Raw genomic sequence first — 15951 nt, forward strand, 5'->3', positions numbered from 1 at the left:
TAGGTTAAGGCCCGACAGGAGTGTAATGGCGAGCAAGCATCCGGCCGCGATCCAAAATCCAGACCATGGTGTTCCCCGGTGGAACGCCACGCACGTGCGCACCCTCGTGCGGGATCTGGACTGGGACGATCTTCGCGCACTCCTGCTTGTCACCGAACATCATAGTTTTCGAGCCGCGGCAGACAGTTCTCGCCTGTCCCTCAATACTCTGCGCCGGCGAATCGAGCGGCTCGAGGACCGAATCGGCACCAAATTGCTTGGCAGGTCGAGAAGCGGGGTGGTGCCTACCGATATCGGCCTGATGATGGCGCGCGCCGCGCGCGAGATGGCGGGCGCCGCCCTGTCGGCCGAAAGCGAGGGCGACGGCGAGGCCAATGTCCTGATCAACCCCGGCGAGCTGACGATCGGCTGCACCGAGGGACTGGGCAGCCTGTGGCTGACGCCGCGCCTCAACGAGCTGTCGCCGTCGCTCTCGAACCTGACGGTATCGCTGCAGCTCGACTATGATTCGGCGCGCGACCGGAGCGACACGGTCGATGTCGGCGTGGCCTTCAGCGAGCCGCACCACCGTGACGTGGTTCGCGCCAAGCTGGCGACCGTCCATTACATGCTGTTCGCGTCCGAGACCTATATCCGCAAGCATGGGGCGATGACCTCGCTCGACCAGTTTCGCGAGCATAAGTTCATCGAGCAGAGCGGCCCGGGCTATAATTCGAGCCTGGTCAAATTCCTCGTGGGCTCGGACTGGCCCGACGGGTTCATGCCGATCCGATCCAATTCCGCCCTGTCGGTCTATTGGGCAGTGGTGAACGGCGCAGGAATCGCCGCGCTGCCGACCTATGCCCGGGCAGTGTCGAAGCACCTGATTCCGCTCGACGTGCCGCTGCCGCTCCGCTTCGACCTCTGGTATTATTTCCATGCCGAGGCGCGGCATTCGCCGGCGGTGCGCGCGACGATCGACTGGCTGAAGACGGCGTTCGACCCGGACCTCTATCCCTGGTTCGCCGACCAGTTCGTCCATCCGCGCGATTTCGAGAAGAACCGCACCGGCAAGGTCATCCGGCTGTTCGAGGGACTGCTCGACCCGCGGAAATAATCAGCGGCGCATCCAGGCGCAGCGGCCGGCGATATAGGTGCGGGCGATCGCCCGGTCGTCGCCCAATATCTGCAGCGCGAACAGTTTCTCTGCGAGGCCTGCGCTGGTGGTGCGCCGCGTGAGCAACGGCGTGGCGGCGGGATCGAGCAGGACGAAATCGGCCTCTTGTCCGGGCTGCAACCCGCCGATCCGGTCAGCCAGTCCAAGGGCGTGGGCACCGCCCGCCGTTGCGAGGTACAGCGCGCGGAACGGGTCGAGGGTCGTGCCGCGTAACTGGCCGATCTTGTAGGCCTCGCCCAAGGTAGCGAGCAGCGAGAAGCTGGTCCCTGCACCGACATCCGTGCCGATCCCCACTTTCACGCCGTGGCGATCGGCAGCCGCCAGGTCGAACAGGCCAGAGCCGAGGAACAGGTTGCTGGTCGGGCAGAAGGCGATGCTCGATCCCGCTTCGCTCATCCGGGCAAGGGCGCGATCCTCCAGATGGACGCAGTGCGCGAACACCGATCGCGGGCCGACCAGCCCGAAGCGATCATAAACGTCGAGATAGTCCCGGGCGGTGGCGAATCGATTGGCGACGGCGGCGATCTCACCCATATTCTCGGCGAGATGCGTGTGCATCAGCACATCGGGGTGCGCCGCGACCAGATCGCCCGCGCCGGCGAGCTGCGTATCCGACGACGTGAGCGCGAACCGCGGCGTCACCGCATAACCGAGCCGCCCACGCCCGCGCCACCGCGCGATCAGCGCCTCGCTGTCCGCCCGACCGGTCTCGACCGAATCGTGCAGGGTCTCCGGCCCGAGATCCATCAGCACCTTGCCCGACACGATGCGCATGTTCCGGGCAAGCGCCGCCTCGAACAGGGCGTCGACCGACTGGGCATGGACGGTGGCGAAGACCAGCGCGCTGGTGGTGCCGTTCCTCAGCAGCTCGCCGAGGAAGTAGCCGGCGACTTCGTCGGCGTGGGCACGATCGGCGAAGGCGGCTTCGGCCGGGAAGATGTGGCGCTCGAGCCATTCTAGCAGCTGCCCGCCATAGGCGGCGATGCTGTCGGTTTGCGGATAATGGATGTGCGTGTCGACAAAGCCGGGGACGACCAGTCCGGGCAGGCGTTCGACCGGCACGCCGGGAAAGCGCGGCACGAGATCGGCATGATCGCCGAACGCGACGACGATGCCGTCCTCCACCACCATCAGCCCGTCGGCGTAATGGCGAATGGTGCCGCCTTGCGCCGGGTCCGCGGGGACGCTCAGCAGCTCGGCGCGGTAGGCTTGGGCAGTCATGCCGCGTGCCTGGCGAGCGACAGGATCTGGGCAAGCGCAGCGATGGCGATCACCGCCGGCTCCTTGCCGGTCACGCCGGGCAGGCCGATCGGGCAGGTGAGGCGTGACGCATCGATTCCCTCGTTCGAGAGCCGGGAGAGGAAGCGCGCGCGCTTGGTGGCGGAGCCGATCAGGCCGACATAGCCTGCGTTTCCGGCGAGTGCCGCAGCGGTGAGGCGGTAATCGAGGGCGTGATCGTGGGTGACGATCAGGATCGCCGCGTCGGCGGGGGCGGTTCCAGCGCAGTCGACCATTTCCGCTTCTTCGGCCTGCATGACGCCGGGATAGTTGGCCGCATCCTCTCGACTGTCGAACCAGGCGAGGTGGAGGGGAAGGCCCGGCATACGATCGGCAATGGCGCGGCCGACATGGCCTGCGCCGAACAGGATGAGGGGGGTGCCGGGGGTTTCTATGGGTTCGAGGAATGCAGTACCCTCTTCGGGAAGCGCTCCCCTGGCCACAATGCTTCCCCGGCGAAGGCCGGGGCCCAGCATCGGGCCGGTCGTAACTGGGCCCCGGCCTTCGCCGGGGAAGGTGCTGCGATTGATCGAGCCGGTTTCGAGCCTCGCCACGACTTCCTTCCCACTTTCGAGGTCCCCGATCCAGCCACAATCCGGACCGAGCCGCTCCACCAGCAACCGTACCCGCCCGCCACAACATTGCCCGAGCAGCGGCCCCAGCGGATAATCCTGCACCCGCCAGCTCCCCGGGGGCAGCGCCAGGATCGCGCGGGCCTGTTCGGTCATGCGCCATTCGAGCGCGCCGCCGCCGATCGTGCCGTGGAGGGCATCCACCGTCACCACCATGCGCGTGCCGGCGCCGCGCGGGGCGGAGCCTTCGGTTGCGAGGATCGTCACCAGCGCCGCCGGGCCCTGCGCCAGCGCTGCGCGCGCGGCCTCGGTCCACTCAGCCATCGCGGCCCTGCAGGCGATCGATCGCAGCGAGGATGCGTTCGGGCGTCGCGGGCGCGTCGAGATCGGGCAGGCCCTTGCCCGGCACCGCAGCCGCGACCGCCTGGGTCAATGCGGAAAAGACCGAGATCGCCAACATGAAGGGGGGTTCGCCGACGGCCTTGGAGCGGTGGATGGTCGGCTCGGCATTGCGGCCGCGTTCCCACAGGCGGATGTCCATGCGGCGGGGCCGGTCGCTGGCGGTCGGGATCTTGTAGGTCGAGGGAGCGTGCGTCAGCAGGCGGCCGCGATCGTCATAGACCAGTTCCTCGGTGGTCAGCCAACCCATGCCCTGGACGAAGCCGCCCTCGACCTGGCCGAGATCGATCGCCGGATTGAGCGAGCGTCCGACATCGTGGAGGATATCGACGGCCAGCACCTTGTGTTCGCCGGTGAGGGTATCGATCACCACTTCCGACAGGGCAGCCCCATAAGCGAAGTAGAGGAAGGGCCGGCCGCGATGCGTGGCGCGGTCGTATCTGATGTGGGGCGTCGCGTAGAAGCCGGTCGAGGACAGCGAGATGCGGCCGAGATGCGCGAGCCGGCACAGCGTATCGAACGGCACCGTCTCGCCGCATGCGACGACGCCGTCGCGAGTGAAACGCACTGCCTCGACCGAGCCGCCGAACCTGCCCGCCGCGAACTCGGCGAGACGCGTGCGAATCGTTTCCGCCGCGTTGAACGCCGCCATGCCGTTGAGGTCGGCGCCGGACGAGGCGGCGGTGGCCGAGGTGTTGGGCACCTTGTCAGTGCGGGTCGCGGAGATGCGGACCCGGTCGACCGGCACGGCAAAGACATCGGCGACGACCTGGGCCACCTTGACCATCAGGCCCTGCCCCATCTCGGTGCCGCCATGGTTCAGATGGATCGAACCGTCGGCATAGACGTGCACCAGCGCGCCTGCCTGGTTGAGATGCGTGGTGGTGAAGCTGATGCCGAACTTCACCGGGGTGAGCGCGAGCCCTTTTTTCAGCACCTTGTGGCTGGCGTTGAACGCCTCGACCGCCGCGCGGCGCGCGTCATAGTCAGTGTGTGCCGCCAGCTCGGCGATCAGCTCGGGCGCGACATTGTCCTCGACCGTCAAGTGATAGGGCGTGATGTCGCGGCCCGGCGCATAGAGGTTGATCCGGCGAACGCCAAGCGGATCGAGCCCGCGCGCGGCAGCGATGGCGTCCATCACGCGCTCGATCGCCATCATGCCCTGCGGCCCGCCAAAGCCGCGAAAGGCGGTGTTGGAGACGGTGTGCGTCTTCAAGCGGTGGCTGACGATCTCCACCGCGGGCAGCCAGTAGCAATTGTCGGCGTGGAACATCGCGCGGTCGTTGATCGCCGGCGACAGATCGGCGGTGGCGCCACAGCGCGAGGCAAGCTCGAGGCGGATGCCTTCGATCCGGCCTTCGTCGTCGAAGCCCACGTCATAACCAACCTCGAATTCATGGCGCTTGCCGGTCATGACCATGTCGTCGTCGCGGTCGGCTCGGATCTTGGCCGGACGGCCGGTCTTCGTGGCGACCAGCGCACAGGCGACGGCATAGGCGGCGGCCTGGGTCTCCTTGCCGCCGAATGCGCCGCCCATGCGGCGCACTTCCACCGTGATATCGGCATGGCTGCGCGCCAGCACCTTGGCGATGAGGTGCTGCACTTCGCTGGGGTGCTGGGTGGAGGACAGGACATGGACCTGCCCGCCCTCGCCCGGCGTGGCGAGCGCGGCCTGGCCTTCGAGATAGAAATGCTCCTGCCCGCCCATTTCGAGCCGGCCCGACAGGCGGTGCGGCGCGGCGGCGAGCGCGACATCGGCGTCGCCGCGCGACATGCACTGGCTGGGTTCGATCACCGATCCATCGGCTTGCGCCTGACCGATGGTGACGAGCGCGGGAAGCGGCTCGACGATGGCCTTGCCGAGGCGCGCGGCCCGGCGGGCGGCGCCGGTGCTGGTCGCCGCGACGACGAACAAAGGCTGGCCGGGATAGAGGATTTCGTCCTCGGCAAAGAGCTTGTCGTCCCCCGCGACCGGGCTGACATCGTTCTTGCCCGGAATGTCGGCGGCAGTGAGCACCGCGACCAAGCCGGGCGCGGCGCGAACCGCGTCGAGGTCGAGCGAGACCAGTCTGCCATGCCCCTCGCTTGCCAGCCCGAAGGCGAGATGGAGCGTGCCGGGCGCTTCCGCGACATCGTCGACATAAATCGCGCGGCCGGCGACATGCGCCTCGGCACTATCGTGGTGCAGCGGCCGGTGGACCGCGCCGGAGGGGAGATCGACGTCAGCCATCGGCCAGCACGCTGGTCATGTCGCCCGACCGCTCGGCCCAGAGACGACGCAGCAGGTTCGCGGCGACCGTGAGGCGATAGGCGCTGGAGCCGCGTACATCGGTCAGCGGCGCATAATCGCGCGCCAGCGCCTGGGCGGCGACTTCGATCGTCATCTCGGACCAGGGCTGGCCGATTAGCGCCGCTTCGCAGGCGGCAGCGCGGGCAGGCGTTCCGGCCATGCCGCCAAAGGCGATGCGCGCCGCGGTCACCTGGTCCTGCTCGACGGTGATCGCGAATGCCCCGCAGACTGCCGAGATGTCGCTGTCGAAACGCTTCGACAGCTTGACGATGCGGATGATCGTGTCGGCCGAAGGATGCGGCACATGCACGCTTTCGACGAACTCGTCGGGCGCACGGTCCTGCACGCCGTAGCGGAGGAAGAAGCTCTCCAGCGGGATGGTCCGCCGCGCATCGCCGCGCCGGAGCGTCAGGGTCGCCCCGAGCGCGATCAGCGCGGGCGGCATGTCGCCGATCGGCGAGCCGTTGGCGATATTGCCGCCGATCGTACCCGAATTGCGCACCTGCAGCCCGCCGATCCGCCGCACCAGTTCGCCCAGATCGGGGTGAAGCCGCGCCAGCGCCGCCCTCGCCTCGGTATAGCGCACGCCAGCACCGAGGGTCAGGCCGTCCGCATCTTCTTCGATCGCCCGCAGATCGGCGACATCGCCGATGAAGATCACGGTGCCGAGATCGCGATATTGTTTAGTCACCCACAGCCCGACATCGGTTGCCCCGGCGACGATCCGTGCACCGGGATGGGCGGCCAGCAAAGTAGCCAATTCACCAGCGGTGCGCGGCGCGAACCAGTCCGCGCCCGAACCCCGGCGGGCGATCCCACGCAGCAGTGCGGCGATATCTTCATCGTCGGACTTGCCTGGCGGCACCGCTTCGCCCGCATCGAGGATCGGGCCATAGCCAGTACAGCGGCAGAGATTGCCGGCGATCACATCCGCGACCGGCTCGTCCAATGTTCCGGCTGCGCCAATGCTGCGGCCGTAGAGCGACATCACGAAACCCGGCGTGCAGAAGCCGCATTGCGAGCCGTGCCGGTCGACCATCTCGCGCTGCACCGGGTGGAGCGCGCCATCCACCGACAGGCTCTCGACCGTGCGGAGTGCCTTGCCGTCGAGCATCGGCACGAACAGGATGCACGCATTGACCGCGCGCCAGGCCACTGCCCCACCGTCCAGTTCGCCGAGCAGCACCGTGCAGGCGCCGCAATCGCCCTCGGCACAGCCCTCCTTGGTGCCGGTGCGGCGGAGCGTGTAACGCAGCAGGTCGAGCACGCTGGCCGTGGCGGTCGCCTCCACCTCCATCACTGCGCCGTCGAGGACGAAGCGAGTCATCTTGGTGCCCCGGCAGCGATCCAGGCGCCGAGCTTCTGGCGCTCGGCCCTGGTCATGCCGGTCGCGTTGCCGAGCGGCATTACTTCGGAATCGACCGCTACCTTCTGGATCCGCGCCGACAGGGCGCGGACATGGCCGTAGCTGTCCATCACCACGCCGAGCGGCGGCGCGGTGAAAGCGGGATTGGTCGGGTGCACGCTGTGGCAACCCACACAATGCTTCGCCAGGATCGGCTCGATATCGGCGAACACGGGATTGCCGGCCGGCGCCGGCTGCGCACCCGCATCGGCAGTCGGCGTCGACACTGCGGCGCTCTTCTCCATCGAAACATAGGTCACGCTGGCAAAAGCGAGCACCGCTGCCAGGACCATCGCCGGCCCGGTCGCTTGCGCCCGGTGCCGCAGGTTGAACACATGGCGCACGGCGACGCCGGTCAGGCCGAGCAATGCCAGCACCAGCCAGGGCCGCTGCGCGCCATAAGTCATGGGATAATGGTGGCTCATCATGATGAACAGAACGGGCAGCGTCATGTAATTATTGTGCAGCGAGCGCTGCTTGGCGGCCTTGCCCAGCGCCGGATCGGGCGTGCGCCCGGCGATCAGATCGGCGACGACCTTGCGCTGGTTGGGGATGATGACGAAGAACACATTGGCAACCATCGCCGTGCCCATCATCGCCCCGATATGCATATACGCCGCGCGGCCGTTGAACACGCGGTCGAGCAGGATGGCCGCGACCAGCAGGAAGGCGAACCAGACGATTCCGAGCAGCCGGTTGTTCGTGCCCAGCGGCGAGCGGCACAGCAGATCGTAGAACAGCCAGCCGACCGCCAGCGCCACGAGGCCGATGGCGATCGCTTCGGCGGGGCTGAGCGCTGCCTTGGCCGGATCGACCAGATAGCTCTGCGCGCCGACATAATAGACCAGCACCAGCAGCGAAAAGCCGCTGATCCAGGTGAAATAAGCCTCCCATTTGAACCAGTGCAGGCGATCGGGCATCTGGCTCGGCGCGACCTGGTATTTCTGGTTGTGATAGAAACCGCCGCCATGGACCGACCAGAGTTCGCCCGAGGCCTCCCCTTGCGCGGGGGGCGTCAGGTGATTGTCGAGCCAGACGAAGTAGAAGGACGACCCGATCCAGGCGATGCCCGCCGTCAGATGCAGCCATCTGATCGCCAGGTTGAGCCATTCGGCGAGGTCGATCGTCATGGTCTCAACTGCCCCGATAGGTGGAATAGCCATAAGGCGAGACGAGCAGCGGCACATGATAATGCCCGCCATCCGCCGCGATGCCGAAATCGACCACCACTTCATCGAGGAAGGGCGGATCGGGCAGAACGACGCCGAGGCTTCGGAAATACTCGGCCACCGAAAAGCGGATCGCGTAGCGGCCGGGCTTGAGATCGTCGCGCATCAGTTCCGGGCAGCGGCCATCGGCATTGGTCGTGCCGCGCGCGATCTCGCCGTGCGGCCCGGTCAGCGCCAGGCCCAGCCCGGCGGCGGGCCGGCCGTGCATGGTGTCGAGCACATGGGTGGAAAGACTGTTCATGCCATGTCCTTGAGCCGGAGGCGCACGATCTGGCCGATCTCGGCGATGGCGGTGGCGATCTCGGTGTCGCGGTCATTGTCCAGCCGTTCCTCCATCGCGGCGAGGATGCCGGCCTTGTCGGTCAGCCGCACGCAGAGGATGAAGGGGAAACCGAAGCGCTCGCCATAGGCCTGGTTGAGAGCGTGGAAGCGATCGAACTCCTCTTGTGTCAGCCGGTCGAGACCGGCCGAGGCCTGTTCGGCGGCGGATTCCGCGGTGAGCGTCCGGTCGATCGCTGCCTTGCCGGCAAGCTCGGGATGGGCGCGGATCAGCTTGAACTGCTCCTCGGGCGTCGCCTCATGCACCACTGCCATCAGCCCGGCATGGACATCGCCGAGCGGCAGACGGGCGGCGGCGCGCATGACCACCCAGGGGCTGTGCTCGAACAGGGCGCCATAGCGGCGGATGAAGGCGTCGGGGTCGGTCTCGTCGATCATGAGGTGGTGCCTTCGATCGAGACATGCGCCGAGACGATCTTCCAGCCATCCGAGAACTTCACCCAGGCCTGGCTCTGGCGGCCCCGCCTGTCGCTGCCGTCGCGGAAGAATTCGGCATTGGCGGTAGCGAAGCTGTCGCCATAGGTCGTGATCGCGACGCGGCCGAGGCGGCGCTGGGGCGAGCCGCCGCGCCCTTTGCGGAAGTCGCGAATCTCGTCCGCGCCGTAGAGCACCTCACCGACGCCGTAGCGGATCGTGGTCGGCGCATCGGCGAAGAGCCGGTCCATCGCGGGAATATCGTCCGCCATCAGCGCGCGCTCATACTCGTGGAACGCGGCGGCCACTTCGGCCAGGATGCGGGGATCGTCGATGGTCATGCCGGGTACAGCTCGAGCCAATGCCGGGCGATGTCGATGCGGCGCGCGATCCAGGCGTCGCCGCTCTCCAGCACATGATCGAGGAACTGCGCGACCGCGATGGCGCGACCTGGCCGGCCGGCGATGCGCCCGTGCAGGCCGACCGACATCATCCGCCCGCCTTCCGCGCGGAGTTGTTCATAGGTGTCGACGAGGTAGCGGAAGAACTGAACGCCCTCAGTGAAGCCGTTGAGCGCGACCATCTTCATGTCGTTGGCGTCGAGCGAATAAGGGACGATCAGCTGAGGCTTGGCGTGCCGGCGATCGTAATAGGGCAGGTCGTCGGCATAGCTGTCGGCATCGTAGAGGAAGCCGCCCTCCTCCACGATCAGCCGCGCGGTGTTGGGCGAGGTGCGGCCCTGGTACCAGCCGAGCGGGCGCGTGCCGGTGAGGCGGGTGTGGAGATCGATCGCCCTGGCGATGTGCTCGCGTTCGATCCCTTCGGGGATGGATTGATAGTCGATCCATCTGAGCCCGTGGCTGGCGATCTCCCACTCGGCTCCCATCATCGCCTCGACCGCGGCGGGGTTCATCTCCATCGCCGAGGCGACGCCGAACGCCGTGATCGGGATCTGGCGCTCGGTGAACAACCGGTGGAGGCGCCAGAAGCCGGCTCTCGACCCATATTCGTAGAGGCTTTCCATCGCCATCGCGCGCCCCGGATGGCTCTGGGCGCCGACCATTTCGGATAGGAACGCCTCGGAACCTTTGTCGCCGTTGAGGACGCTGTTCTCCCCGCCTTCCTCATAGTTGAGGACGATCTGGACGGCGACGCGCGCATTGTTCGGCCAGCGTGGGTTGGGTGGGGTCTGGCCGTAGCCGACGAGGTCGCGGGGGGTGGTCATGCGAAGGAACCCTTAATTCCCTCTCCCAGCGGGAGAGGGAGGGAGCCGCGAAGCGGCGGAAGGGTGAGGGTGATCATTGCGATGAGCGCTATCATTCGCCCTCACCCTTCCCATGCCTTCGGCATGGGCCCCTTCCCTCTCCCGCTGGGAGAGGGAGTTTGATGGAACCCCTCACCGCCAGGCCTCCAGCGCGGCATCGACTCCAGCGCCTGGCGGCGTCGCAAATCCTTCTGCCCGCAACACCGCTTCCAGCGCCCCAAGCGTCAGCGCCACCTTATGCTTCATCGCATTGTAGCCCATCGCGCCGATCCGCCAGATCTTCCCCTGGAGCGGCCCGAACGCGGCGCCGATCTCGATCTCGAAATCCTCGCGCATGCGGCGGCGGACCGCTTCGCCGTCCACGCCTTCAGGCACAAAGATGCCGGTCACATTGGTCATGCGATACGCGTCGTCGCCGAACACCGTCAGCCCCATCGCCCTCGCGCCGGCCACTACCGACGCCCCGGCCAGGCGATGCCGCGCGAACCGCGCGTCGAGTCCCTCGCCCAGCACCACGCGCGCGCATTCACGGGCGCCGTAGAGCATGGTCGTCGCCTCGGTATGATGATTGAGGCGCTTCTCGCTCCAATAGTCCATCACCATGGCGAGATCGAAATAATTGGAGCCGATCCGCGCGCCCGAGCCATTGGCGATATCGTCCCGGACGATGCCCTTTTCGACATGGCGGCGCGACGCGATATGGTCCGCCGCGCGATCGGAGATGGTGATCGGGGCCGATCCCGAGGGGCCGCCCAGGCATTTCTGCAACCCGCCGGTGACGACATCGACGCCCCAGTCATCGGCCTCGATCGCCATGCCGCCGATCGTCGCGGTCGCATCGACATAGGAGAGAGCGCCCGCTGCGCGGCACAAAGCGCCGAGGCCCGCTAGCGGCTGCGCCATCGTTGTGGAGGTGTCGCCATGTACCGCAGCGACCACCTTCGGCCCGGCCCGCTCGATCGCGTCGGCGATGGCATCCATCGGCACCACCTCACCCCAGGGCGCGTCGACCGTCTCGATCCTGCCGCCGATCCGCTCGACGATCTCGCGCAGCAACAACCCGAAGCGGCCGAAATTGACGATCAGCACGGTGTCGCCCGGCGCGATCAGGCTGACCAAAGCCGCCTCGATCGCGGCGCGCGCAGTGCCGTCGACGAGGAAAGTCCAATGATTCTGCGTCCCGAAGATCGGGCGATAGAGCGCCATGACCTGGTTCATATAGGCCGTCATCTCGGGGTCGAACTGGCCGAGCAGATCAGCCGACATCGCGCGCAGCACACGGGGATGCGCGTTGACCGGGCCAGGGCCCATCAGCAGCCGCTGGGGCGGATCGATCTCTCCGAAAAGGTCAGGCGTCAAAGCTATCTCCAAGCCGGTCGATGAAGCCGAGCATCACCCGCCGCGCGACCTCCGCGTCAGCCGGGTCCACGCTTTCGGCGGGGTTGTGGCTGATGCCGCCCGCGCAACGGACGAACAGCATAGCGGTCGGGCAGAGCGACGCCATCACCATCGCATCATGCCCCGCGCCGCTGGCGAGGCGGCGTTCGGGCTGGCCTTCTGCCGCCATCGCGTCGGACAGCAGGTCCATCAGCCTTGGGTCGCAGGGGCTGGCGGGCAAATCATGGATCCGCTCGGCAGAGACGCTGACCTTGCGCCAGGTGCCGATCGCCTCGATCTCGGCAAGGATCGCGTCCGCGACGGCATCGCGCGCGGCCGGATCGAGCGCGCGGATGTCGATCGAGAACGCGACACGGCCGGGAATCACGTTGACCGCGCCGGGCCTGGCCTCGAGCCGGCCGACCGTCGCGACGAGATCGGGGGTGCCACCGCCCGCGAGCCGTTCTACCGCGAGGATCATTTCGGCCGCCGCCGTTAGCGCGTCGCGGCGCAGCGTCATGGAAGTGGTGCCAGCGTGACCTGCCGTGCCCTCGACCACGACGCTGTAGCGCAATTGTGATGCGATGCCGGTGACCACGCCCACTGCGAGGCCGTCCGCCTCGAGCGCGGGCCCCTGTTCGATATGCGCCTCGAGATAGGCGATGACGGAGCCGGGCGAGCGAGCGGCCCCCGCGAAGCCGTCGGGCGGGTGGCGGCCTGCGATCAGGGCCTGTTCGATCGTTACCCCGTCTAGCCCGATGGCTGACAGGCTCGCCGGATCGAAGCTGCCCGCCACCGCCCGGCTGGCGAGCATCGGCGAGGGAAAGCGCGAGCCTTCCTCGTCGCCGAACCCGATCACTTCGATCGCGAAGGGCAGGCGCCGGCCCGCCGCGTTCAGCGCGGCGACGCATTCGATGCCGAGCATTACGCCGAGCGGCCCGTCATAGCGGCCGGCATCGCGTACGCTGTCGAGATGGCTGCCGATCAGCAGTGCAGGCGCGTCTGGCGTCGCGCCTTCATAGCGGCCGATGAGGTTGGTCGCCGCATCGATGCGCACCGCCATGCCCGCCTCCGCCATCCATCCGGCAACCGCTTCCTGCGCCGCGGCGAAGGCCGGCGTCAGCCAGGCGCGGAACAGCCCATCCTCCATATCGCTGTACGGCGCGGCGCCCAGCGTATCGCAGCGCGAGACCGCGCGCTGTCCGCTGCTCACCACGCCGCCACCTGGCCATCGCTGCGCGGATCGGTCGCACCCTCCAGCATGCCATCGGCATGGCGCACGATCGCACCGGCATGGCCCATGGTCGTGGTGAAGGCGGGCATCAGCTCGATCTGATGCCCTGCCGTATCGAGATCCTCGTACAGATCGAGCGGGAAACGATCCTCGATCTTGAGCGTGGTGCTGTCGTCACCCCAGGTTCGCCCGAGCAGCCAGCGCGGGCGGCTGATCGCTTCCTGCAGGCCGATGCCGTAGCGGGCATAGCGGGTGAAGATCGCCGCCTGGGTCTGAGGTTGCCCCTCGCCGCCCATCGTGCCGTAGGCCATGACGCGACCGTCGTCGAAACGGGCCAACGCGGGATTGAGCGTGTGGAACGGCTTGCGGCCCGGCCGCAGTGCGTTCCAGCCATCCTCGCTCAGGCGGAAGCTGCTGCCCCGGTTCTGCCAAGTGATGCCAGTTTCGGGCAGGACCAGGCCCGATCCGAACTCGAAATAGGTGCTCTGGATCGCGCTGACGACGCGCCCCTCGGCATCCGCCGCGCCGAACCAGCAGGTGTCGCCCGCCGAGGCCGGCTGCGGCCAGGGTAAAGCGCGATTGAGATCGATGCGCATGGCCATCTCGTCGAGCTCGCGCGGATCGTCGAGCAACGTTTGAGGGTCGAAGCTCATATAGGCGGGATCACCGACATGCCGGTCGCGGAACAGGAAAGCCTGCTTTGTCGCCTCGACCAGGCCATGGACATAATCGAAGCCCTCGGCCTCGGCGGCATGGACCCGGTCGAACAGCGCGAGGATCAGGAGCGAGGCGGCGCCCTGAGTCGGCGGCGCAGTGTTGAACAGCCGTGCGCCCTCGATCGGCACGCTGAGCGGCGCCGGCCGGGTGGCGCGGTGCGCGGCGAGATCGGCCGCCGAGACGGGGCTGCCGAACTGGGCGAGATCGGCGGCGATCGATCGGGCCAGCGCGCCTTCATAGAAGCTGCGCAGCCCGTCGCGGGCCAGCGCCGTCAGGGTCACGGCAAGCTGGGGTTGGCGCAATATCTCGCCTTCGACCAGCGGCCGGCCTTCGGGTTCGAAGGTCGTCGCCCAGGCGCCCGGCTGATCGCGCAACTCGGCGCCTTTGGCCGCGGCGATCTCCGCCCCGCCGCGCGCCACCGCGACGCCGCATTCGGCATGATGGATCGCATCGCGCAGCAGCCGCGCGAGCGGCAGCGTGCCCCCGCTCGATTCAAGCGCCGCCGCCCAGCCCGAGATCGTGCCTGCCACCGTGTTGGCAGCGAGCGGGCCGCGCCAGGGGATCGTCTCATGCTCTTCATAGAGGGCGAGATCAGCGGTTGCCGCTGCGCCGCCGCATGCGTCGATCGCGTGAGTCCGGCCGTCGGGCTCGGCGATCAGCCAGAAACCGTCGCCGCCGATCCCGGTCATGTGCGGATAGACTACGGCCAGGCACGCCGCGACCGCGACCGTCGCCTCGACCGCATTGCCGCCATCCTGCAGCACGCCGAGCCCGGCCTGCGCCGCCAGATGATGGGGCGCGGTCACCATGCCGCGCAGGCTTCTCACTTCGTTACGCATCACAATAAGAGCATGAACCTCTAATCATCCCGCCGCCAGCCATGCGAAGCGCAGGACGAACAGCGCCGCGAGTACCAGCAACAGCCAGTCGGTCTTCGTGATCTTGCCGCGGAGCAGCTTCAGCACGGCATGCGCGGTGATGCCGAAGGCGAGCCCGTTGGCGATCGAGAAGGTCAGCGGGATCAGCGCGACGGTCAGGAAGGCGGGGATCGCGACTTCCGGATCGTCCCACGCAACTTCGGCTAGCGGCATCATCATCAGCGCGCCGACCAGGATCAGCGCCGGTGCAGTCGCGGCGGCCGGAATGAGCTGCGCATAGGGCGCGACGAACATCGCCGCCAGGAACAACAGGCCAGTGACCACCGCGGTCAGGCCGGTGCGTCCGCCTGCCTCGACGCCTGCCGCGCTCTCGACATAGGACGTGACGGTGCTGGTGCCGGCCAGAGCGCCGATTATCGTCGCGATCGCGTCCGTGAACAACATGCGGTTGAGCCGGGGGATGCTGCCGTCCGGAGCGACAAGGCCGGCGCGCTTGGTCACGGCGACGAGCGTGCCGATATTGTCGAACAGGTCGACGAACAGGAAGACGAACAGAATCTCGATCACGCCGAGCCCGTGCCTGCCATCGGCACCGAACACGCCGCCCAGATCGAGCTTGAACGCCGTCTCAGTCAGCGCCTCGAAGGAATAGGGCTGGGGCGTGAAGGTGACGAGGCTGAACGCCCAGCCGATCAGGGTGGTCGCGACGATGCCGATCAGCACTGCGCCGCGCACCCGCCAGACGCTGAGCACCGCGATCGTCACCAGCCCGATCAAGGCGAGCGCTGCGCTGGGGGCGTGAAGATCGCCCAAGGCGACGCTCGTCGCCGGATTATTGACGACGATGCCGGCATTCTTCAGCCCGATAAAGCCGATGAACAGGCCGATGCCCCCGGCAACCGCCGCGAGCAGGTGCGGCGGGATCGCGGCGAGGATCATCTGGCGGATGCCTGCGGCGGTCAGCAACAGGAAGACCACGCCCGAGATCAGCACGCAGCCGAGCGCGACCGGCCAGGGCACGCCCATGCCCTGCACCACGGTGAAGCTGAAATAGGCGTTGAGGCCCATGCCCGGCGCCAGCGCGAGCGGCACATTGGCGAAGCAGCCCATCAGGATGCTGGCGACACCCGCCGCGAAACAGGTCGCCGCTGCCACCGCCGCGATCGGCATGCCCGCCGCGCCGAGGATCGCCGGGTTGACGACGATGATATAGGCCATGGTCAGGAACGTGGTGGCGCCGGCCAGCACCTCGGTGCGCACGGTCGTGCCGCGTTCGGCGAGCTCGAACCAGACGGCTAACCGACCCGTCCTCTGCTTTTCCTCGGTCGTCGACATTGGCGGTCCCCCGGCTGCCCAGATCCGCTCCCGTCCTTCCGGTCGGTGCCGGATCATCAGCGAG

At 67.6% G+C, this 15951-nt stretch carries 14 protein-coding genes; 1 reads left to right on the plus strand and 13 read right to left on the minus strand.

The window, feature by feature from the left end; genetic code table 11:
- Nucleotides 1–25 precede the first annotated feature (25 nt).
- Complete coding sequence (locus WC729_RS19315) at nucleotides 26–1096, plus strand: LysR family transcriptional regulator (RefSeq protein ID WP_372855805.1); 1071 nt, start codon at nucleotides 26–28, stop codon at nucleotides 1094–1096.
- On the opposite strand, the gene guaD is transcribed toward WC729_RS19315, so the two are convergent.
- The 13 genes from guaD to WC729_RS19380 all read right to left on the minus strand — a co-directional run bounded on the left by guaD (nucleotide 1097) and on the right by WC729_RS19380 (nucleotide 15887).
- A complete protein-coding gene (guaD, locus tag WC729_RS19320; RefSeq protein ID WP_372855807.1) occupies nucleotides 1097–2377 on the minus strand; it encodes a guanine deaminase in 1281 nt (426 codons plus the stop codon).
- On the minus strand, nucleotides 2374–3330 hold the full coding sequence (xdhC, locus tag WC729_RS19325) for a xanthine dehydrogenase accessory protein XdhC (protein WP_372855809.1): 957 nt from the start codon (nucleotides 3328–3330) through the stop codon (nucleotides 2374–2376). Before xdhC ends, guaD begins: the two co-directional genes overlap by 4 nt.
- The gene (gene xdhB / locus WC729_RS19330) at nucleotides 3323–5635 is read right to left on the minus strand and encodes a xanthine dehydrogenase molybdopterin binding subunit (protein WP_372855811.1); all 2313 of its coding nucleotides are present in this window, start codon (nucleotides 5633–5635) and stop codon (nucleotides 3323–3325) included. Before xdhB ends, xdhC begins: the two co-directional genes overlap by 8 nt.
- Nucleotides 5628–7022, minus strand: coding sequence for a xanthine dehydrogenase small subunit (gene xdhA / locus WC729_RS19335; RefSeq protein WP_372855813.1), 1395 nt, complete (start codon nucleotides 7020–7022; stop codon nucleotides 5628–5630). The genes xdhB and xdhA overlap by 8 nt, the downstream gene beginning before the upstream one ends.
- A complete protein-coding gene (locus WC729_RS19340) occupies nucleotides 7019–8230 on the minus strand; it encodes a urate hydroxylase PuuD (RefSeq protein WP_372855815.1) in 1212 nt (403 codons plus the stop codon). Before WC729_RS19340 ends, xdhA begins: the two co-directional genes overlap by 4 nt.
- 4 nt (nucleotides 8231–8234) lie before the next feature.
- A complete protein-coding gene (gene uraH / locus WC729_RS19345; RefSeq protein WP_372855817.1) occupies nucleotides 8235–8570 on the minus strand; it encodes a hydroxyisourate hydrolase in 336 nt (111 codons plus the stop codon).
- Entirely contained in the window at nucleotides 8567–9046 is a 480-nt protein-coding gene (gene uraD, locus WC729_RS19350) for a 2-oxo-4-hydroxy-4-carboxy-5-ureidoimidazoline decarboxylase (RefSeq protein WP_372855819.1), read from the minus strand. The genes uraH and uraD overlap by 4 nt, the downstream gene beginning before the upstream one ends.
- Complete coding sequence (gene hpxZ / locus WC729_RS19355) at nucleotides 9043–9423, minus strand: oxalurate catabolism protein HpxZ (protein WP_372855821.1); 381 nt, start codon at nucleotides 9421–9423, stop codon at nucleotides 9043–9045. The genes uraD and hpxZ overlap by 4 nt, the downstream gene beginning before the upstream one ends.
- Nucleotides 9420–10307 carry an allantoinase PuuE gene (puuE, locus tag WC729_RS19360; protein ID WP_372855823.1) on the minus strand — a complete coding sequence of 296 codons (888 nt, stop codon included), beginning with the start codon at nucleotides 10305–10307 and terminating at the stop codon, nucleotides 9420–9422. Before puuE ends, hpxZ begins: the two co-directional genes overlap by 4 nt.
- 171 nt (nucleotides 10308–10478) lie before the next feature.
- Nucleotides 10479–11657 carry an alanine--glyoxylate aminotransferase family protein gene (locus tag WC729_RS19365; RefSeq protein WP_372856632.1) on the minus strand — a complete coding sequence of 393 codons (1179 nt, stop codon included), beginning with the start codon at nucleotides 11655–11657 and terminating at the stop codon, nucleotides 10479–10481.
- 37 nt (nucleotides 11658–11694) lie between these two features.
- Nucleotides 11695–12939: an allantoate amidohydrolase gene (locus tag WC729_RS19370; protein WP_372855825.1), complete on the minus strand. Its 1245-nt coding sequence runs from the start codon at nucleotides 12937–12939 to the stop codon at nucleotides 11695–11697.
- Nucleotides 12933–14513 carry a gamma-glutamyltransferase family protein gene (locus tag WC729_RS19375; RefSeq protein ID WP_372855827.1) on the minus strand — a complete coding sequence of 527 codons (1581 nt, stop codon included), beginning with the start codon at nucleotides 14511–14513 and terminating at the stop codon, nucleotides 12933–12935. Before WC729_RS19375 ends, WC729_RS19370 begins: the two co-directional genes overlap by 7 nt.
- Before the next feature lie 24 nt (nucleotides 14514–14537).
- Entirely contained in the window at nucleotides 14538–15887 is a 1350-nt protein-coding gene (locus tag WC729_RS19380; RefSeq protein WP_372855829.1) for an NCS2 family permease, read from the minus strand.
- Between the last annotated feature and the right edge of the window lie 64 nt (nucleotides 15888–15951).

It is taken from the genome of Sphingomonas sp. (genome assembly GCF_041661825.1).
Classification (GTDB): Bacteria; Pseudomonadota; Alphaproteobacteria; order Sphingomonadales; family Sphingomonadaceae; genus Sphingomonas.